We start from the raw sequence: 21,140 nt of genomic DNA, 5'->3' as shown, positions 1-21,140 counted from the left end.
ACGCGACACCGATCGGGGCGGAAGAGATGGCGAACGACGAGAAGTTGCTGAACTACCTGAAGCAGGTCTCCGCGGACCTCTACCAGGCCCGGCACCAGCTGCGGGAGTTCGAGGAGCGGGACCAGGAGCCCATCGCGATCGTCGGGATGGGGTGCCGGTTCCCCGGTGGGGTGGCCTCGCCGGAGGACCTCTGGCGGCTGCTGGCCGACGGCGGTGACGCGATCACCCCGTTCCCCACCAACCGGGGCTGGCCGACCGACCTGTTCGACCCGGACCCGGACCGCACCGGCAAGACGTACAGCACGGACGGCGGATTCCTGCACGGCGCGGGGGAGTTCGACGCCGAGTTCTTCGGGATGAGCCCGCGGGAGGCGATGGGCGTCGACGCCCAGCAGCGGCTGTTGCTGGAGACCGCCTGGGAGACGCTCGAACGGGCCGGGATCGACCCGACCTCCGTCCGGGACCAGCCGCTCGGGGTCTTCACCGGGGTGATGTACGCGGACTACGGGGCCCGCTTCCTGACCGCGCCGGAGGGCTTCGAGGGCTACCTCGGGCACGGCAGCGCGGCGAGCATCGCCTCCGGGCGGATCGCCTACAACCTGGGCCTGACCGGCCCCGCGATCACGGTGGACACCGCCTGCTCGTCGTCGCTGGTGGCGCTGCACCTGGCGATCCGGGCGCTGCGGGCGGGCGAGTGCTCGATGGCCCTGGCCGGCGGCGTCACCGTGATGTCCTCCCCGGCGGTCTTCGTCGAGTTCTCCCGCCAGCGCGGGCTCTCCTCCGACGGCCGCTGCAAGTCCTTCTCGGCCGCCGCGGACGGCGTCGGCTGGTCCGAGGGCGTCGGCCTGCTGCTGGTCGAGCGGCTGTCGGACGCCCGGCGCAACGGGCACCCGGTGCTCGCGGTGGTGCGCGGCTCGGCCGTGAACCAGGACGGCGCGTCCAACGGTCTCACCGCGCCGAACGGCCCCGCCCAGCAGCGGGTGATCCGGCAGGCGCTGGCGAACGCCGGGCTGACCCCGGCCGACGTGGACGTCGTCGAGGCGCACGGCACCGGCACCCGGCTCGGCGACCCGATCGAGGCGGAGGCCCTGCTGGCCACCTACGGGCGCGAGCGCGCCGGGGACCGGCCGCTCTACCTCGGGTCGGTGAAGTCCAACATCGGGCACACCCAGGCCGCCGCCGGCGTCGCCGGCATCATCAAGCTGGTCATGGCCCTGCGCAACGGCGTCCTGCCCCGCACCCTGCACGTGGACGCCCCCTCCCCGCACATCGAGTGGGAGACCGGGGCCGTCCGGCTGCTCGACCGCGAGCAGGCCTGGGCGCCGGGGGACCGGCTCCGGCGGGGCGCCGTGTCCTCGTTCGGCATCAGCGGCACCAACGCGCACGTCGTGCTGGAGGAGGCACCCGAGGACGCGCCGGAGGCGGCCGAGGAGCCGGCCGCCGGGCCGGACCGGACGCCGGCCGTGCTGCCCTGGGTCCTCTCCGCCCGCAGCGCCGCCGCCCTGCGGGCGCAGGCGGCCCGGCTGGCCGCCTGGCCCGCGCCCGACCTCGCCGACGCGGGCCGGTCGCTGCTCGCCACGCGCGCCGCGTTCGAGCACCGGGCGGTCGTGCTCGGGGCCGACCACGCGGAGCTGGTGGCCGGGCTCACCGCGGTGGCCGAGGACTCCGCCGGAGCGGTCGTGGGTACCGCCGGCGCGCCCGGCGGCACCGTCTTCGTCTTCCCCGGCCAGGGCTCGCAGTGGCTCGGCATGGCCGCCGAACTGCTCGACGGCTCACCGGCGTTCGCCGCCGCGATGGCCGAGTGCGACGAGGTGCTCGGCGAGCTGACCGGCTGGTCCGTGCTCGACCTGCTGGCCGAGACCGAGGACGAGTCCGCCCTGGCGCGCGTCGACGTGGTCCAGCCCGCCCTGTTCGCGGTCATGGTGTCGCTGGCGGCGGCCTGGCGGGCGATCGGGGTGGCCCCGGCCGCGGTGATCGGGCACTCGCAGGGCGAGATCGCGGCCGCCTGCGTCGCCGGCGCGCTGTCGCTGCGCGACGCGGCCCGCGTGGTGGTGCTGCGCAGCCGCGCGCTGACCGAACTGGCCGGCCTCGGCGGCATGGCGTCCGTCCCGCTGCCCCTCGCCGAGGTCGAGGAGCGGATCGCCGGGTACGGCGGGGCGCTCTCGGTGGCGGCCGTCAACGGCCCCCGGACGGTGGTCGTCTCCGGCTCCGCCGCCGAACTCGACGACCTGCTCGCCGTACTGACCGCCGAGGACGTCCGGGCCCGCCGCATCCCGGTGGACTACGCCTCGCACTCCGCGCACGTCGAGGGCATCCAGGACCGGCTGCTGGCCGAACTCCGGGACCTCGCACCGCGTTCCGCCGACACCCCGCTCTGGTCCACGGTGACCGGCGAGTGGCTGGACACCGCGGAGATGGACGCCCACTACTGGTACGAGAACCTGCGCCGCACGGTGCGCTTCGCCGACGGCACGGCGGCCCTGCTGGACTCCGGGCACCACGCATTCGTGGAGCTCAGCCCGCACCCGGTGCTCACCATGGGCATCGGGGAGACGGCCGAGGAGCGCGGCGCCGAGCACGCCGTCGTGGTCGGCTCGCTGCGCCGCCACCACGGCGGCCTGCACCAGTTGCTGACCAACGCGGCCGCACTCCACGTGCGGGGCGTGCCGGTCGACTGGACGGCCCTGCTCGGCGGCCCGCGCCGACCGGTCGAGCTGCCCACCTACGCGTTCCAGCACACCGACTACTGGCTCCGCTCCGACGGCTCGGTGGGCGACGTCACGGCCGCCGGCCTCGGGCTCGCGGGCCACCCGCTGCTCGGCGCCTCCGTCGAGCTGGCTGGCGGCGGCGTCGTCCTGACCGGTCGGCTCTCGCTGAGCAGCCACCCGTGGCTCGCCGACCACGCCGTGCTGGACACCGTGCTGCTGCCCGGTACCGGGCTGGTCGAGCTCGTCACCACGGCCGGCGACCGGGTCGGCTGCGGCCGGATCGAGGACCTCACGCTGACCGCACCGCTGCTGCTGCCCGCCCAGGGCGCCGTCCAGGTCCAGGTCGTCATCGGCCCGGCCGACGAGCACGGCCAGCGCGAGGCGTCCGTGCACTCGCGCCCCGAACCGGCCGACGGGGCGGAGCCGGTCTGGACCGGCCACGCCACCGGTGTGGTCGCCCCCGGCGCCGGGGCACCCGCCGAGGTGGGCGCCTGGCCGCCGCCCGGCGCGGTCGAGGTGGACCTCGACGGCGTCTACGCCCGGCTGGCCGGGCTCGGCCACGGCTACGGACCGCAGTTCCAGGGCCTGCGCCGGGTGTGGCGGCGCGACGGCGAGCTGTTCGCCGAGACCGCGCTCAGCCCGGAACAGACCGCCGAGGCGGGCCGGTTCGTGCTCCACCCCGCCCTGTTCGACGCCGCCCTGCACCCGCTGCTGCGCGGTGTCGTCGACGACGGCCGGCACGGCGGCCTGCCGTTCGCGTGGAGCGGCGTCGAGGTGCACGCCTCCGGCGCCACCCGGCTCAGGGTCCGGCTCACCCCGACGGGGCCCGACTCCGTCGCGCTGGCCCTCGCCGACGCCGACGGCGCGCCCGTCGCCTCCGTCGCCACGCTGACCTGGCGCGAGGTCGACCCGGCGGCGCTGCGCGGCGCGGCCCGCGACCACGACGCGCTGTTCCGGATCGACTGGCGTCCGGCCACCGCCACCCGGCCGGCGCCCGAGCGGCCGGTCCTGCTGGCCGCCGCGGACCTGGCCGGGGCCTTCCCCACCGCCCCCGGGCACTCGGACCTGGCCGCGCTGCGCCGGGCACTGGACGACGGCGCACCCGTGCCCGAGCTGGTCCTGACCGGCCTCGCGCCGGGTACCGGCGACGCGCTCGCGGACACCCACACCGCCGTCACCGGGACGGCCGCCCTGCTCACCGACTGGCTGTCCGACGAGCGGCTGGCCGGTACCCGGCTCGCCGTGGTCACCCGGGGGGCCGTCGACGGCACCGACCTGGCGTCCGCGAGCGTCCGCGGCCTGGTGCGGGCCGCCGCCACCGAGCACCCCGGGCGCTTCCTGCTCGTCGACTCGGCCGACGGCTCCGCGCCGGGCGGCGAAACGGCCCAGGCGTCCTCCGACGCCTGGGCGGCGGCCCTGGCCGTCGACGAGCCGGAGGTCCTGCTCCGCGACGGCGCCGTCCTGGTGCCCCGCCTGGCCCGCCTGCCCGCCGCCGACACCGCCGCCGACTCCGCTACCGACACCGGCACCGACACCGACTCCGTTACCGACACCGCCGGGGCCGGCCCGTTCGACCCCGACGGCACCGTGCTGGTCACCGGCGCCACCGGTGCCCTCGGCACCCGGCTCGCCCACCACCTGGTCCGCGAGCACGGGGTGCGGCACCTCCTGCTGGTCAGCCGCTCCGGCCCGGCCGCGCCCGGCGCCGCCGCCCTGCGGGACGAGCTGGCCGCACTCGGCGCCGAGGCCACCGTGGCGGCCTGCGACGTCGGCGACCGGGCCGCGCTCGCCGCCCTGCTCGCCGCCGTCCCCGCCGACCGGCCGCTGCGCGCGGTCGTGCACACCGCCGGCGTCCTCGACGACGGGCTCGTCACCTCGCTCACGCCGGAGCGGTTCGCCACCGTGCTGCGCCCGAAGGCCGACGCGGCCTGGCACCTGCACGAGCTCACCCGGGAGCTCGACCTCACCGCCTTCGTCCTCTACTCCTCGGCCGCCGCCACCTTCGGCGGCGCGGGCCAGGCCAACTACGCGGCGGCCAACGCCTTCCTCGACGCCCTGGCCGCCCACCGGGGCCGACTCGGCCTGCCGGCGACGACGCTCGCGTGGGGGCTCTGGGAGTCCGGCGGCGCGATGACCGGCGAACTGACCGGCACCGACCGCGAGCGGATCGCCCGGGCCGGTATGCGCCCGCTCGGCGACGCGGACGGCCTCGCCCTGTTCGACACGGTGCTGCGGGAGCGCCGCGGCTGGGCGCTGCCCACCCGGCTCGACCTGGCCGCCCTGCGCGGCCTCGGCAGCCAACTCCCGCCCCTGCTCAGCGGACTGGTCCGGCCCACCGCGCGCCGCGGCACCGCCGGAACGGGCGAGAGCGCCTCCGCCCTGGCCGGCCGGCTGGCCGGGCTCGCTCCCGCCGACCGCACCCAGGCCCTGGCCGACCTCGTCCGCACCCAGGTCGCCGAGGTGCTCGGGCACCGCGACGGGTCGGCCATCGAGGCGGACCGGCCGTTCACCGAGCTGGGCTTCGACTCGCTGACCGCCGTCGAACTGCGCAACCGGCTCAGGAACGCGACCGGCCTGAAGCCCTCCGCCACCCTCGTCTTCGACTACCCGAGCGTGGCCGCGCTCACCGCCCACCTCGACGCCGAACTCGGCGGCGCGGCGGCGGCCAGCCCGGAGACCCTCCCGGCCCCGTCCGCGGCCTCGCCCGACGACGACCCGATCGTCATCGTCGGCATGGCCTGCCGCTACCCCGGCGGGATCGACTCGCCCGAGGACCTGTGGCAGCTGGTCACCGACGGCGTGGACGCCATCCGGCCGTTCCCCGCCGAACGCGGCTGGAGCATCGAGGACCTGTACGACGCCGACCCGGACGCGCCCGGCAAGACCTACACGGTCGAGGGCGGCTTCCTGGACGACGTGGACCGGTTCGACGCCGGGTTCTTCGGGATCTCCCCGCGGGAGGCCCTCAGCATGGACCCGCAGCAGCGCCTGCTGCTGGAGACCACCTGGGAGGTGTTCGAGCACGCGGGCATCGACCCGCAGTCGCTGCGCGGCAGCCAGACCGGCGTCTTCGCCGGCATCAGCGGCCAGGACCACGCGGGGATCCTCGCCAAGGCCCCCGAGTTCGAGGGCTACCTGCTGACCGGCAGCGCCGGCGCGATCGCCTCCGGCCGGATCGCCTACACCTTCGGCTTCACCGGTCCGACGCTGACCGTCGACACCGCCTGCTCCTCCTCGCTGGTGGCCATCCACCTGGCGGCGCAGGCGCTGCGCAACGGCGAGTGCTCGATGGCGCTGGCGAGCGGTGTGATCGTGATGTCCACCCCGACCCTGTTCGTGGAGTTCTCACGGCAGCGGGTCGGCGCGCCGGACGGCCGCTGCAAGTCGTTCTCGGCGGCCGCCGACGGCGCGGGTTGGTCGGAGGGTGTGGGGGTGCTGCTGCTGGAGCGGCTCTCGGACGCCCGGCGGCTCGGCCACCGGGTCTGGGCGGTGGTGCGGGGCAGTGCGGTGAACCAGGACGGTGCGTCGAACGGTCTGACGGCGCCGAACGGTCCCTCGCAGGAGCGGGTGATCCGGCAGGCGTTGGCGAGTGCGGGGTTGTCGGCGGCGGATGTGGACGCGGTGGAGGCGCACGGGACGGGCACCCGGCTGGGTGACCCGATCGAGGCGCAGGCCCTGCTGGCGACGTACGGGCGCGACCGCGACGCGGACCGGCCGCTCTACCTCGGGTCGGTGAAGTCCAACATCGGCCACACCCAGCACGCGGCGGGGATGGCCGGCGTGATCAAGATGGCGCTGGCGATGCAGCACGGCGTCCTGCCCCGGACGCTCCACCTGGACGAGCCCAGCCCTTACGTCGACTGGTCGGCCGGGGCGGTGGAGTTGCTGGATGAGGCCCGGGAATGGTTCCCGGGTGACCGTCCGCGTCGCGCCGGGGTCTCCTCGTTCGGGATCAGTGGCACGAACGCGCATGTGATCCTCGAAGAGGGGGATCCGGCGGCGGTCGCGGTGGACGGTGACCGGGCGGCGATGCCGGTGGTGCCGTGGGTGGTGTCGGCGCGGTCGGCGGAGGCGCTGGGCGGGCAGCTGGCCCGGGTGACCGAGCTGGCGTCCTCGGGTGACGTCGACCCGGTGGACGTGGGCTTCTCGTTGGTGTCGTCGCGGGCGGTGTTCGAGCACCGGGCGGTGCTGCTGGGCGCCGATGGCTCCGAACTCGTCGCGGCCGAGCCGGTGTTGTCCTCGCCGGGTGCGGTTCGGACCGGTGTGGGGTTCCTGTTCGCGGGCCAGGGTGGTCAGCGGGTGGGGATGGGGCGGGAGTTGTACGAGGCGTTCCCCGTGTTCCGGGCGGCGTTCGACGAGGTCTGCGCGGTGCTCGACGCGCCGGTGGCCGAGGTCGTCGCCTCGGGTGAGGGGCTGGGTCGTACGGGGTCGGCGCAGCCGGCGCTGTTCGCGCTGGAGGTGGCGCTGTTCCGGCTGCTCGCCTCCTGGGGCGTGGCTCCGCGTGTGCTGGTGGGGCATTCGGTGGGTGAGATCGCGGCCGCGCACGTGGCCGGGGTTCTGGACCTGGCGGACGCGTGTGCGCTGGTGTCGGCGCGGGCCCGGTTGATGGACGCGCTGCCCGCCGGTGGGGCGATGGTCGCGGTGGAGGCGGCCGAGGAGGAGGTCCTCCCGCTGCTCGCCGGGCTCTCGGAGGTGGGTGTCGCGGCGGTCAACTCGCCGACTTCGGTGGTGGTTTCGGGGGCGGAGGACGCGGTTCGCGCGGTCGTCGAGGCGCTGCCGGGCCGCCGCACCAAGCGGCTGGAGGTGAGCCACGCGTTCCACTCCCCGCTGATGGCCCCGATGCTGGAGGACTTCCGTGCGGTGGTGTCGGGTCTGACCTTCCACCCGCCGCGCGTTGCGGCGGTCTCGACCGTCACCGGCCTGCCCGTCGAGAACGAGTGGTGCGACCCGGCCTACTGGGTGGAGCATGTGTCCCGCACGGTCCGCTTCGCGGACGCGGTCGAGGCGGCGGGTGTGGGCGCCTGGGTCGAACTCGGCCCGGACGGTGTGCTCTCGGCCCTCGTCGACGCTGCCGCGCCCGCGCTGCGCGGGGACCGGCCGGAGTGCCGCCAGGCGGTGACGGCCCTCGCGCACGCCTTCGTCCACGGTACGGACGTCGACTGGCCGGCGCTGTTCGCGGATCATGACCCGCGTCTGGTCGAGCTGCCGACGTACGCCTTCCAACGCGAGCGCTACTGGCTGGAGCCGGCGGCCGGGGGCGATGTGTCCTCGGCGGGGCTGTCCGACACCGGGCACCCGCTGCTCGCCGCCTCGGCCGAACTCCCGGACGGCGGAGCGCTGCTGACCGGGCGGATCTCCCTCGCCACGCACCCCTGGCTGGCCGACCACGCGATCGACGGGGTGGTCGTGCTCCCCGGTTCGCTGCTGCTCGACCTGGTGATCGCCGCCGGTGACCGGGCGGGCGCGCCCCGGGTGGCGGAGGCGACGGCGACGGTGCCGCTCGCCCTGCCGGAGCAGGGCGCGTTCCGGGTCCAGGTGGTCGTCGGGGCGGCGGACGGCGCCGGCCTGCGGTCGGTCGTCGTGCGGTCGTGCCCCGACGCGGGCGACGGAGAGGAATGGACCGTCCATCTGACGGCCGCCGTCGGTGCCGAGCAGGAGCCGGCCGGTCCGGTGGTCTGGCGGCCGGGCACGGAGCTCGCCGCCGACACGGTGGCGGAGCGGATCGCCGACCAGGGCATCGCCTACGGACCGGCGTTCCCGGGGCCGCGGCGGGTCTGGCAGGAGGGGGCCCGGGTGTGGGCCGAGGTCGAACTGGCCGAACCGGGGGCGTTCGTCCTGCACCCGGCGCTGTTCGACGCGGCGGTCCGGGCGTGGACCGCCGCCCGGGACGCGTCGGGGCCGCTGGTGCCGGTGTCCTGGACGGAGGTGCAGGTGCACGCCGCCGGGGCCACCGCCGTCCGGGCCGTGATCGGCCGCGCGGAGGCGACGGGGGCGACGGAGTCGGACCAGGACACGGACGCGGACACCGTCTCCGTGGTCCTGACGGACCACGACGGCATGGTGGTCGCCTCGGCCGGTTCGGTGCGGCTCGCGCCGGCGCCGTCCGCCGGGCGGCGCGGCGAGCCGGACGCCCTGTTCCGGCTGGAGTGGCAGCCGGCCGCCACCGCGGCGCCGGTGGACCGTGCCGACTGGGCGGTCCTCGGCGACCGGCCCGGCGGCCCGGAGGGCATCCGCGCGTTCCCCGGTCTCGGTGCGCTGGCCGCCGCGGTCGACACCGGCACGGCAGTGCCGCCGGTGGTGCTGGTCCGGGTGACGGCGCCCGCCGGGGACGTCCCGGCCGCCGCCCACACGGCGGTCCGGGAGGCGCTGGCGCTCGTCCAGGAGTGGCTGGCCGACGAGCGGTTCGCCGAGTCCCGGCTGGTGTTCGTCTGCGCCGGGGCGACCGACGGCGGCGATCCGGTGGCCGCCGCCGTCTGGGGGCTGGTCCGCTCCGCGCGGTCGGAGCACCCGGGCCGGTTCGGGCTGCTGGACGCGGACCTGGACCGGGCGGCGGACACGGCCGCACTGGCCGCGGTCCCGCTCGGGGCGGAGACGGAGGTGGCCGTCCGGGACGGCGCGCCGCTGGTGCCCCGGCTGGCCCCGGTGGTCCGGGCGCTGCCGGCCGAACAGGCCCCGGACGGGGCGTTCCCGGCCCTGGACCCGGCGGGCACGGTGCTGGTCACCGGCGCCACCGGCGTGCTGGGCCGCCTGGTGGCCCGTCATCTGGTGACGGCCCACGGGGCCCGCCGGCTGCTGCTGATCAGCCGGAGCGGTCCGCAGGCCGAGGGCGCCGAGGAGCTGCGGGCCGAGCTGACCGGGCTGGGGGCGGAGGTCGTCCTGGCGGCCTGCGACGCCGCCGACCGTGACGCGCTGGCCGGGCTGCTGGCCGCGATCCCGGCGGCGCACCCGCTCACGGCCGTCGTCCACACGGCGGGTGTGCTGGACGACAGCCTGATCACGTCGATGACCGCCGAGCAGGCGGCCGGGGTGCTGCGCCCGAAGGTGGACGCGGCCTGGTACCTGCACGAGCTGACCCGCGGGCTGGACCTCTCGGCCTTCGTGCTCTACTCCTCGGCCAGCGGTGTGCTGGGCGGTGTCGGCCAGGCCAACTACGCGGCGGCCAACGCCTTCCTGGACGCGCTCGCCGCCCACCGGGCCGGGCTCGGCCTGCCCGCGACCTCGCTGGCGTGGGGCCTGTGGGCCGACGCCAGCGCGATGACCGGGCACCTCTCGGAGCTGGACCTGCGCAGGCTGGCCCGGGGCGGGCTGGTGCCGCTGACCGCGCGGGACGGCATGGCGCTGTTCGACGAGGCCGTCGGCACCGGTGAGCCGCTGCTGGCGGCGGTCCGCTGGGACGTGGGCGCGCTGCGTGCGCAGGGGTCGGCCCTGCCGTCGGTGCTGCACGGTCTGGTCCGGGGCCCGTCCGGCCGTCGGCAGGCCTCGGCCGGCCGCTCCGGGACGCTGCTGGACCGGCTCGCCGCGGCCGGCGGGGCGGAGCGCGACCGGATCCTGCTGGACGCCGTGCGGGAGGCGATCGCGACCGTGCTCGGTCACGACGGCACCCAGCGCGTCCAGCCGGACCGGGTCCTCTCGGAGCTGGGGTTCGACTCGCTGACCGCGGTCGAACTGCGCAACCGGCTCGGCCTGCTGACCGGGCTGCGGCTGCCCACGGCGCTGGTCTTCGACCACCCGACGGCCGCGGCGATCGCCGCCCACCTGGCCGAGCGCCTGGTGCTGCCCGGTACGCGGGAGGACCACCCGGTGGCGAGCGTCGGCGAGGAGCTGGACCGGCTGGAGGCGGCGCTGGCCGCCACCTCGGTGACGGACCTGGACGGCCGGGCGGTCGCGACCAGGCTGGAGACGCTGCTCGCCCGGTGGCGGGACGCGATGGCCCGCCCCGAGGAGGCGGCGGATTCGGAGCGGATCGCCAGCGTCTCGGTGGACGAGCTCTTCGACATCATCGACGCCGAACTCGACCCCCAGTGACCGGACCAGTGACCGGACCAGTGACCGGACCGGTGACGGGACCGGTGACCGCTCCGGTGATCGGACCAACGGCCGAAGCGGTGACCGGACCAGTGACCGTCCCGGGCGCCGGGCCGGTCGCCGGCCCGGGGAACGACCCGCACACGACGCAGCACGGAAGGGAACGACAGGTGTCGGAGCAGGACAAGGTCGTCGAGTATCTGCGACGGGTGACCGCCGACCTCAAGCGGTCGCGCCAGCGGGTGCGCGAGCTGGAGGACCGCGAGCACGAGCCGATCGCGATCGTCGGCATGGCCTGCCGCTACCCCGGCGGGGTCCGGTCGCCGGAGGACCTCTGGCGGCTGGTGGAGGACGGGCGCGACGCGATGTCGGAGTTCCCGACCGACCGGGGCTGGCCGGCCGACCTCTACCACCCGGACCCGGACCACCCGGGCACCACCTATGCCCGGGCGGGCGGATTCCTCTACGGCGCACCGGAGTTCGACGCCGGGTTCTTCGACATCTCGCCGCGCGAGGCGCTCGCCATGGACCCCCAGCAGCGGCAGCTGCTGGAGACCGCGTGGACCGTCGCGGAGGGCGCCGGGATCGACCCGCTGACCCTGCGGGGCAGCGACACCGGGGTGTTCGTCGGGGCGATGTACCAGAACTACGCGCTGCGGCAGAGCACGGTGCCCGAGGAGGTGGCGGGTTACCTGATCAGCGGCAGCGCCGACAGCGTCGTCTCCGGCCGGATCTCCTACGCGATGGGGCTGGTGGGCCCGGCGGTCACCGTCGACACGGCCTGCTCCTCGTCGCTGGTGGCGATCCACCTGGCCGCCCGGGCCCTGCGGGCCGGTGAGTGCTCGCTGGCCATGGCGGGCGGCGTGACGGTGATGTCGACGCCGACGCTGTTCATGGAGTTCTCCCGCCAGCGCGGGCTGTCCGCCGACGGCCGCTGCAAGTCGTTCGCGGCGGCGGCCGACGGGACGGGCTGGTCCGAGGGCGTCGGCCTGGTGCTGCTGGAGCGGCTGTCCGAGGCACGGCGCAACGGCCACCGGGTGCTCGCGGTGCTGCGCGGCAGCGCGGTGAACCAGGACGGCGCCAGCAACGGGCTGACCGCGCCGAACGGGCCGTCCCAGCGCCGGGTGATCCGCCGGGCCCTGGCCGACGCGCGGCTGACCACGCAGGACGTGGACGTGGTGGAGGCGCACGGCACCGGCACCCGGCTCGGCGACCCGATCGAGGCGGAGGCGCTGCTGGACACCTACGGCCGGGACCGCCCGGACGGCCCGCCGCTGTACCTGGGCTCGGTGAAGTCGAACATCGGGCACACCCAGGCCGCCGCCGGGGTCGCCGGGGTGATCAAGGCGGTCATGGCGATGCGGCACGGGGTGCTGCCCCGGACGCTGCACGTGGACGCGCCGTCCCCGCACGTAGACTGGGCCTCCGGCGCGGTGTCGCTGCTGGCCGAGCCGACGGCGTGGCCGGAGACCGGACGGCCGCGCCGGGCGGCGGTGTCGGCGTTCGGGATCAGCGGCACCAACGCGCACCTGGTGCTGGAGCAGGCCCCGGCGGTCGAGGACCCGGCCGGGGAGCCGACCGGAGAACCGGCCGACGGGGCGGTGGCGCGCGGCACGCTGCCGTGGGTGGTGTCCGGGCGCGGTCCCGAGGCGCTGCGCACCCAGGCGGCCCGGCTCGCCGACTTCCTGACCGCCGGGTCCGCCGCCGGATCCGCGCCCGGACCGGTCGACGTCGCGTGGTCGCTGGCCACCACCCGCCCGGCGCTGGAGGACCGGGCCGTGGTGCTGGGTGACAGCCCGCAGGAGTTGCTCGACGGCCTGCGGGCCGTCGCGGCCGGCACGGCCCACCCCGCCGTCGTGCGGGCCGAGGGCGCGGCCGGGACGGGCCGCGGCGTGGCGTTCCTGTTCACCGGCCAGGGCACCCAGCGGGCCGGGATGGGCACCGGGGCGGCCGAGGCGTTCCCGGTGTTCGCGGCGGCGCTCGACGAGGTGTGCGCCGCGTTCGACCCGCTGCTGGGCGTCCCGCTGCGGGAGGCGATGGCCACCGGGGTCGCCGCCGACGGCCGGTCGCTGGACCGGACCGATCTGGCCCAGCCCGCGCTGTTCGCCCTCCAGGTCGCGCTGGTCCGGCTCGCGCGGTCGTGGGGCATCCGGCCGGCGGCCGTGGCCGGCCACTCGATCGGCGAGCTGACGGCCGCGTACGTCGCGGGCGTCTGGTCGCTCCCGGACGCCTGTGCGGTGGTGGCGGCCCGCGGCCGGCTGATGCAGGCGCTGCCCACGGGTGGCGCGATGCTCGCGGTGCAGGCCGAGCCGGACCGGGTGCTCGGCTGGGTGGCCGAGCAGGAGGCCCGGACCCCGGGGCAGCTGGCGGTCGCCGCGGTCAACGGCCCGACGTCGGTGGTGGTCTCCGGCCGGGCGGACGCGGTCGAGAGGGTCGGCCGGGTGGCCCGCGCGGCGGGCTGCCGGGTCAAGGCGCTCACGGTGAGCCATGCCTTCCACTCGCCGCTGATGCGGCCGATGCTCGACGCGTTCGGCGAGGTGCTGGCGGGGGTGACCACCCGGTCGCCCGAGCTGCCCGGGGTCGCCGCGGTGACCGGCCGGTGGAGTGACGGGGCGTCCTGGGGCTCGGCCGCCTACTGGGTGGACCAGATCTGCGCGCCGGTGCGCTTCGCGGACGTGACGGCCACCCTGCTCGCGGACGGGTTCGACACCTGCCTGGAGGCCGGCCCGGACGGGGTGCTGTCGGCGCTGGTCGCGGAGTCCGCCTCGGCGGGCGAGGTACCGGCCGACCGGCCGGGCGCGCCGCTGGCCGTCCCGATGCTGCGCCGGGACCGCCCGGAGCGCGGCGCCGCGCTGACCGCCGCCGCGGCCCTGTTCACGGCCGGCGTCCCGGTCGACTGGGCCGGGGTGGTCTCGGCCGGGGCCGACGGCAGCCCCCGGCGGGTGGACCTGCCGACGTACACGTTCCGGTCCGACCGGTACTGGCTGTCCCACGCGGAGGGCGCCGACCCGGCCGCCCCGGCCGGGCGGACCGACCCGGAGTTCTGGCGGCTGGTGGACCAGGGCGACCTCGAAGGGCTCACCGCTGCCCTGGAGTTGACGGGCGACGTGCCACTGAGCCGGGCGCTGCCCGCACTGTCGGCCTGGCACCGCTCGCGGCAGGCCGGCGAGCAGGCGGCCGACTGGCAGTACCGGACACGCTGGCAGCGGCTGCCCGAGGCCGACCTGGCCGACCTGGCTGCCCTGACCGACCCGACCGCCCCCGCCGGCGCGCCCGGCCGCTGGCTGGTCGTCGTCCCGGAGGGGGAGGGCGACCGGCCGTGGGCGGCGGAGGTGGTCGCTAGCCTGCGCGGGCGCGTCGAACCGGTGATCGTGCCGGTGGCCGGTCGCGCGGAGCTCGCCGACCGGATCCGCGCCGCCCTCGCCGACACCCCGGCCCGCGCCGCCGACGCCGCCCCCGCCGACGCCCCCGCCCTGCGCGGCGTGCTCTGCCTGGCGGGCGTCGACGAGCGGCCCGAGCCGGACCACCCCGAGATCACCCGCGGCCTCGCCGGCGCCCTCGCGGTCCAGCAGGCCGTCACCGACCTCGGCCTCGACGTCCCGCTCTGGACGGCGACCAGGGACGCCGTCCCGGCGACCCCGCAGGACGGCCTCGGCGGCTACGCCCAGGCCCCGCTCTGGGGGCTCGGCCAGGTCGCCCGGCTGGAACAGCCGCTGACCTGGGGCGGCCTGGTGGACCTCCCGGCCGCGCCGGACGGGCGGACCGGCGCCCGGCTCGCCGGCCTCCTCACCGGGGTGACGGGCGAGGACCAGGCCGCGATCCGCGGCGACGCGGTGTTCGCCCGCCGGCTGGTGCGCGCCCGGCCCGGCCCGACGCCGCCGCGCTGGCGGCCGTCCGGCACCGTCCTGGTGACCGGCGGCACGGGCGCGCTGGGCGCCGAAGTGGCCCGCTGGCTCGCCCGGGAGGGCGCCGGGCACCTGGTGCTCACCGGCCGCCGGGGCGCCGACGCACCGGGCGCCGAGAAGCTGGCCGCCGAACTGGCCGCGCTGGGCGCCGAGGTGAGCATCGAGGCGTGCGACGTGGCGGACCGCGCCGCGCTCGCCGCCCTGCTGGCCGGGCTCCCGGCCCCGGTCACGGCCGTGGTGCACGCCGCCGGGGTGCTCGACGACGGCGTGCTGACCGCGCTGACGCCCGGGCGGCTCGCCGAAGTGGCCCGGGCGAAGGCCGCCGCCGCGCTGAACCTGCACGAACTGACCCTCGGTACCGAGCTGTCGGCGTTCGTCCTCTTCTCCTCCGTGGCCGGCACGCTGGGCAGCGCCGGCCAGGGCAACTACGCGGCGGCCAACGCGTTCCTCGACGCGCTGGCCGAGCGCCGGGTGCGGGACGGCCTGCCGGCCACCTCGATCGCGTGGGGGCCGTGGGCCGGCGCGGGGATGGCGGCGGGCGACGGCGCCCGGCAGAAGCTGGCCCGGCTCGCGGTCGAGCCGATGGCGGCCGGGCCCGCCCTCGCGGCGCTGCGCACGGCGGTGGACGCCGGCGCCGCCACCACCGTGGTCGCCGACGTCCGCTGGGCGCGGCTGGCCGCCGGGGGAGCGCCGCTGCCGCCGATGCTCGCCGACCTGCCCGAAGCCCGGCCGGAGCCCGCCCCGAGCGGCGCGACGGCCGGCGCGGGCAGCGCCACGACCGGGCTCGCCGCCCTGCCGCCCGCCCAACTCGACCGGGCCCTGCGCGACTTGGTGGCGGCCACCACGGCCCGGGTGCTGGGCCACCGGGACGCCACGGCGGTCGTCGCCGACAAGCCGTTCCGGGAACTCGGCCTGGACTCGCTCACCGCGGTCGAACTGCGCAACGCGCTGGGCACCGCCCTCGGCGTCACCCTGCCCCCGACCCTCGCGTTCGACCACCCGAACCCGCAGGCGCTCGCCGCCCATCTGCGCACCCGGCTGCGGGACGACACCGAGCAGCGGGCCGACCGGTCCGCGACCGGCGCCGATCCCACGGAGGACCTCGTCGCGATCGTCTCGATGGACTGCCGGTTCCCCGGCGGCGTCGCCGGTCCGGAGGACTTCTGGGAGCTGCTGCGCACCGGGCGCGACGCGGTGTCCGAGTTCCCGACCGACCGCGGGTGGGACCTCGCCACCCTGTACGACCCGGACCCGGAGCGGTCCGGCACCAGCTACACCCGCCACGGCGCCTTCCTGGACCGGCCCGACCGCTTCGACGCGGCGTTCTTCGGGATCGGCGAGCGCGAGGCGGCGGCGATGGACCCGCAGCAGCGGCTGCTGCTGGAGATCGCCTGGCGGGCGGTGGAACGCGCCGGCCTGGACCCGCTCGGTCTGCGGGAGAGCCGCACCGGGGTGTTCATCGGCACCAACGGGCAGGACTACCTGTCGTTCGTCCGGGAGATCCCGGACGGCCTGGACGGCTACCTGGGCACCGGCAACGCGGCCAGCGTGCTCTCCGGCCGGCTCGCCTACACCCTGGGCCTGCGCGGTCCGGCGCTCACCGTGGACACCGCGTGCTCGTCCTCGCTGGTGGCGCTGCACCTCGCCGCCCGGTCGCTGCGCCAGGGCGAGTGCTCGCTGGCGCTCGTCGGCGGGGCGACGGTGATGTCCGGCCCCGGAGTGTTCGTCGACTTCAGCCGCCAGCGCGGACTCGCCGAGGACGGCCGTTGCAAGGCGTTCGCCGCGGGGGCCGACGGCACCGGGTGGGGTGAGGGCGCGGGCGTCCTGGTGCTGGAGCGGCTCTCCGACGCGCGCCGCAACGGGCACCCGGTGCTCGCGGTGCTGCGCGGCAGCGCGGTGAACCAGGACGGCGCCAGCAACGGGCTGACCGCGCCGAACGGGCCCGCCCAGCAGCGGGTGATCGGCGAGGCGCTGGCCGACGCCGGTCTGACGCCGGCCGAGGTGGACGCGGTGGAGGCGCACGGCACCGGCACCCGGCTGGGCGACCCGATCGAGGCGCAGGCCCTGCTGGCCGCCTACGGGCCGGACCGCCCGGCCGACCGGCCGCTGTACCTGGGCTCGGTGAAGTCGAACATCGGGCACACCCAGGCCGCCGCCGGCCTCGCCGGGCTGATCAAGATGGTGCTGGCGATGCGGCACGGGGTGCTGCCCCGGACGCTGCACGTGGACGCGCCGTCCCCGCACGTGGACTGGTCGTCCGGCGCGGTGTCACTGGTGACCGAGCCGGTGGCGTGGCCGCGGACCGGCCGGCCGCGCCGCGCCGGGGTGTCCTCCTTCGGTGTCAGCGGCACCAACGCGCACGCGATCATCGAAGAGGCCCCCGAGCCGGAGCCCGGGCCGGCCCCCGCCCCCGCGGCGGACCTCGCGACCGGCTCCGTCGCCACCACCGGGACCTCCCCCGCGGCCGCCGGCGTCCTCGCGCTGCCGGTGTCCGCCCGGGGCGCGGACGCGCTGCGCGCCCAGGCCCGCTCGCTCCGCGCCCACCTCGGCACCCACCCCGACCAGACGCTCGCCGACCTCGGCTGGTCCCTCGCCACCGGCCGGGCCGCGCTGACCCACCGGGCGGTCGTCCTCGCCGAGGACCGGGCCGGCTTCGACGCCGGCCTCGCCGCACTCGCGGCGGACCGCCAGGTGCCCGGGGTGGTCACCGGCCGGGTGGCCGCGGACGGCGCGGTGGCCTTCCTCTTCACCGGGCAGGGCAGCCAGCGCCCGGGAATGGGAAGGGAGTTGTACGAGGCGTTCCCGGTCTTCCGGGCGGCGTTCGACGAGGCCTGCGACGGGCTCGAAGAGCGGCTCGGCCACTCCGTCCGGGGCGTGCTGCAGGCCGGCCCCGGCTCCACCGAGGCCGCCCTGCTGGACCGGACCGGGCACGCCCAGGCGGCGCTGTTCGCGCTGGAGGTCGCCCTCTTCCGGCTCGTGGAGAGCCGGGGCCTGGTGCCGGACGTGGTGGCCGGGCACTCGATCGGGGAGCTCGCCGCCGCCCATGTGGCCGGTGTGTTCGACCTCGCGGACGCCACCGCACTGGTCGCGGCCCGGGCGCGGCTGATGGAGGAGCTGCCGCCCGGCGGCGCGATGACGGCCGTCGAGGCCGGGCCGGACGAGGTGGCGGAGCTCGTCGCCGAGCGTGCCGACCGGCTCTCGGTGGCCGCGGTCAACGGCCCCTCCGCCACCGTGCTCTCCGGCGACGAGGACGCCGTCCGGGAGGTCGCCGCCGTGCTGGCCGCCGGGGGCCGGCGGACCAAGCGGCTGCGGGTCAGCCACGCCTTCCACTCCCCGCACATGGCGGGCATGCTGGCCGCGTTCCGCGCCGAGGCCGAGCGGATCGCCTACCACCCGCCGGTGATCCCGCTGGTCTCCAACCTGACCGGTGCGGTGGTCGGTCCGGCCGAGGTGGCCGGTGCCGACTACTGGGTGCGGCACGTGCGGGAGCCGGTCCGGTTCGCCGACGGCGTCCGGACGCTGGAAGGGCGCGGGGTGCGCACCTTCGTCGAACTCGGGCCGGACGCCGTGCTCACCGCGATGGTCCAGGACTGCCTCACCGATCCCGGGGCCGCCGCGGCCGTCCCGCTGCTGCGGGCCGACCGCCCGGACCGCGCCGCGCTGACGGCCGCGTTCGCCCGCCTCCACGTACGGGGACTGCCGGTGGACCTGACCGCCCCGGGCGGCGGCCGCCGGGTGGACCTGCCGGTCTACCCGTTCCAGGGCCGCGGCCACTGGCTGTCCGCGACCCGCTCCACCGCCATGACCGGCCGGCCCGGGGCCGGGAACGGCACCGGCCGGGAGGCCTTCGCCGGACAGGAGCCGGCCGGCAGCCCGCACACGAGTCCGCACAGGTATGTGCAGCCGGGGTCGAAGCCGGACGAGGCCGAGACCGGGAGCGAGACGCTGCGCCGACGGCTCCGCGAAGCGCCGCCCGCGTCCCGGACCGCGCTGCTGACCGAGGTGGTGCTGGATCAGGTCGCCGCCGTGCTCGGCGATCCGGACGCGCCCGCCGGTCCGGCCGACACCTTCACCGAGCTCGGGCTCAACTCCCTGGGCGCGGCGGAGCTGCGCACCCGGCTGCACGAGGCGACCGGGGTCCGGCTGGCCCCGTCGGCGATCGTCGAGTGCCCGACGGGCGCGGCGCTGGCCGCCCTGCTGACCGAGCGGATCGTCGCCGCGCCCCCGGTGGATCCGACTCCGACTCCGACTCCCACTCAGGCTCCGACTCAGGCTCCGACTCCGGCTCCGGCCCCGAACGGGCCCGAGACCCCGCTGGTGGCGCTGTTCCGGCAGGCCAGCCTGGCCGGCCGGGCCGGCCAGGGGCTGCGCCTGCTCGCCGCCGCCGCCCACCTGCGCGACGAACCGGACGGCCCAGACCGCCCGGACGGACCGGACGCCCCGGCGTCGGCGCCGCCCGCACCACGGAGCGCCCGCTTCGCCGAGGGACCGGCCGGACCGCCCCTGGTCTGCTTCCCCTCGCTGGTGGCACCCGCGCACGCCTACCAGTACGCCCGGTTCGCGACCGCGTTCCGGGGCCGCCGGGGCCTGACCGTGCTCGCGCCGTCCGGGTACGCGGCCGGTGAGGCACTGCCCCGCACCCTGGCGGAGTTCGTCGGCCGCCAGGCGGCCGCCGTCCGCGCGGAGCACGGCGACCGGCCCGTCGTCCTGGTGGGCTACTCGTCGGGCGGCTGGGTCGCGCACGCCGTGGCCGGAGCGCTGGCGCAGGAGGGAGCGGCCCCGGCCGCCGTGGTCCTGCTCGACAGTCACCTGCCGGGCAGCCCGGGTCTCACCGCCCTGGAGTCGACGCTGTTCACCGCCCTGGCGGACCGCGTCGAGCTGGTGGAGGCGACCACGGACGCCGGACTGAGCGCGATGGGCCGTCACTTCGACCTGTTCCGCGACTGGCGGCCGGCGCCGGTGGCGAGCCCGATCCTGCTCGTCCGGGCGACCGAGTCCCTCCCCGGCACCGCGGCCGACCGACCGGTCCCCGCGGCGTCCTGGCCCACCCGGCACACGACGGTCGACGTGCCGGCAGATCACCTGACCATCATCGGAGACTCCGGACCCTCGACCGGCCGTGCCGTCGAGTCGTGGCTGTCCGGATCGGTACCGGAGGAAGAAGCACCGCGATGACCACCGAATCCACCCCGCCCGCACCGGCCCCGGAGGCCGACACCGTGTTCGGTCCGACGTTCATGCAGAACCCCTATCCCTCCTACGACGTCCTGCGCACCGAGGCGCCGGTCGGCCGGCACGTGGTGAAGACGCTCGCCTCGGAGGTCAACGCCTGGGTGGTGACCCGGCACGAGGACGTCCGGGCGCTGCTGGCCGACCAGTCGCTGTCCAAGGACGCGCTCGGCCTGCCCCGGATCATCGAGCGGCACGCCCTGCACCCCGACGGTTCGGCGGGCAGCAACCCGCGCAGCATGCTCTTCAGCGACCCCCCGGACCACACCCGGCTGCGGCGGATCGTCTCCAAGGCCTTCACCATGCGCCGGGTCGAGCAGATGCGGCCGTGGATCGAGGAGTTGGCCGACGACCTGGTCGAGGACATCGTGCCGGGCGCGGAGTTCGACCTGGTCGAGCAGATCGCCCTGGCCTTCCCGATCTACGTGATCGGCGCCCTGCTGGGCGTGCCGGTGTCCGACTTCGCCGATCTGCGCCGCTGGAACGGCGTGCTCACCAGCGTCCGGTCCACCGCCGCCGAGAAGCGGGAGGCGGTCGGGCTGGCGTACGGCCACCTGGCGGCGGTGGTCGAGGCCAAGCGCAAGGAGCCCGCCGACGACCTGGTGAGCGCGCTCATCGAGGCCGAGGACGACGGCAACCGGCTGGACGGCGGCGAACTGATCTCCAGCCTGTTCCTGCTGATGAACGCCGGCTACGAGACGACCGCGAACATGATCAGCAGTGGCGTGCTGGCGCTGATCCAGCACCCCGACCAGCTGGGCCGGCTCCGGGCCGACCCCACCCTGCTGGCCGGTGCGGTCGAGGAATTCCTGCGCTACGAGAGCCCGTTGAACCTCGCCACCATCCGCTGGACCACCAAGCCGGTCCAGGTGGGCGAGGTGACCATCCCGGCGGACGAGATCGTCTTCGTCTCGCTCTGCGCCGCCAACCGGGACCCGGCGGTCTTCACGGACCCCCACCGGCTGGACGTGGGCCGCACCAGGAACCAGCACCTGTCCTTCGGCCACGGCATCCACCACTGCATCGGCGCCCCGCTGGCCCGGCTGGAGGGCGAGGTGCTGTTCGGCCGCCTGCTGAGCCGCTTCCCCCGCTGGGAGCTCGCGGTGCCGGCCGACCGGCTGGTCTGGCGGCACAGCCTCCAGTTCCGCGGGCTGGAGAGCCTGCCCGTCCTGCTGTCCTGACCGGCACCCGCCCGGCCCGCCCGGCCCGTTCCGTACGGCCGAGCGTGCCCGACACATCCCGACCAACAGATTCCGACCGACAGATTCCGACC

At 76.7% G+C, this 21,140-nt stretch carries 3 protein-coding genes; all 3 read left to right on the top strand.

Translation table 11 applies throughout. The annotated features are described in order from the left end of the window. Positions 1 to 26 precede the first annotated feature (26 nt). The 3 genes from OG618_RS06320 to OG618_RS06310 all read left to right on the top strand — a co-directional run bounded on the left by OG618_RS06320 (position 27) and on the right by OG618_RS06310 (position 21,048). Complete coding sequence (locus OG618_RS06320) at positions 27 to 10,733, top strand: type I polyketide synthase (protein WP_329486221.1); 10,707 nt, start codon at positions 27 to 29, stop codon at positions 10,731 to 10,733. 170 nt (positions 10,734 to 10,903) lie between these two features. Further along, on the top strand, positions 10,904 to 19,813 hold the full coding sequence (locus OG618_RS06315) for a type I polyketide synthase (RefSeq protein WP_329486220.1): 8,910 nt from the start codon (positions 10,904 to 10,906) through the stop codon (positions 19,811 to 19,813). Then, positions 19,810 to 21,048: a cytochrome P450 family protein gene (locus OG618_RS06310; RefSeq protein WP_329486219.1), complete on the top strand. Its 1,239-nt coding sequence runs from the start codon at positions 19,810 to 19,812 to the stop codon at positions 21,046 to 21,048. The genes OG618_RS06315 and OG618_RS06310 overlap by 4 nt, the downstream gene beginning before the upstream one ends. The last annotated feature ends 92 nt before the right edge of the window (positions 21,049 to 21,140 follow it).

Origin of the sequence: Kitasatospora sp. NBC_01246 (assembly GCF_036226505.1) — a bacterium.
In the GTDB taxonomy this organism is placed as follows: domain Bacteria; phylum Actinomycetota; class Actinomycetes; order Streptomycetales; family Streptomycetaceae; genus Kitasatospora.
The sequence above is the reverse complement of the archived record's forward strand: the minus strand, read 5'-3'. Positions and strand labels throughout refer to the sequence as shown.

Excerpts from the sequence above, each read along its gene's own strand:
- OG618_RS06320 (WP_329486221.1), top strand. The coding sequence starts at position 27 with ATGGCGAACGACGAGAAGTTGCTGAACTACCTGAAGCAGGTCTCCGCG.
- OG618_RS06310 (WP_329486219.1), top strand. The coding sequence starts at position 19,810 with ATGACCACCGAATCCACCCCGCCCGCACCGGCCCCGGAGGCCGACACC.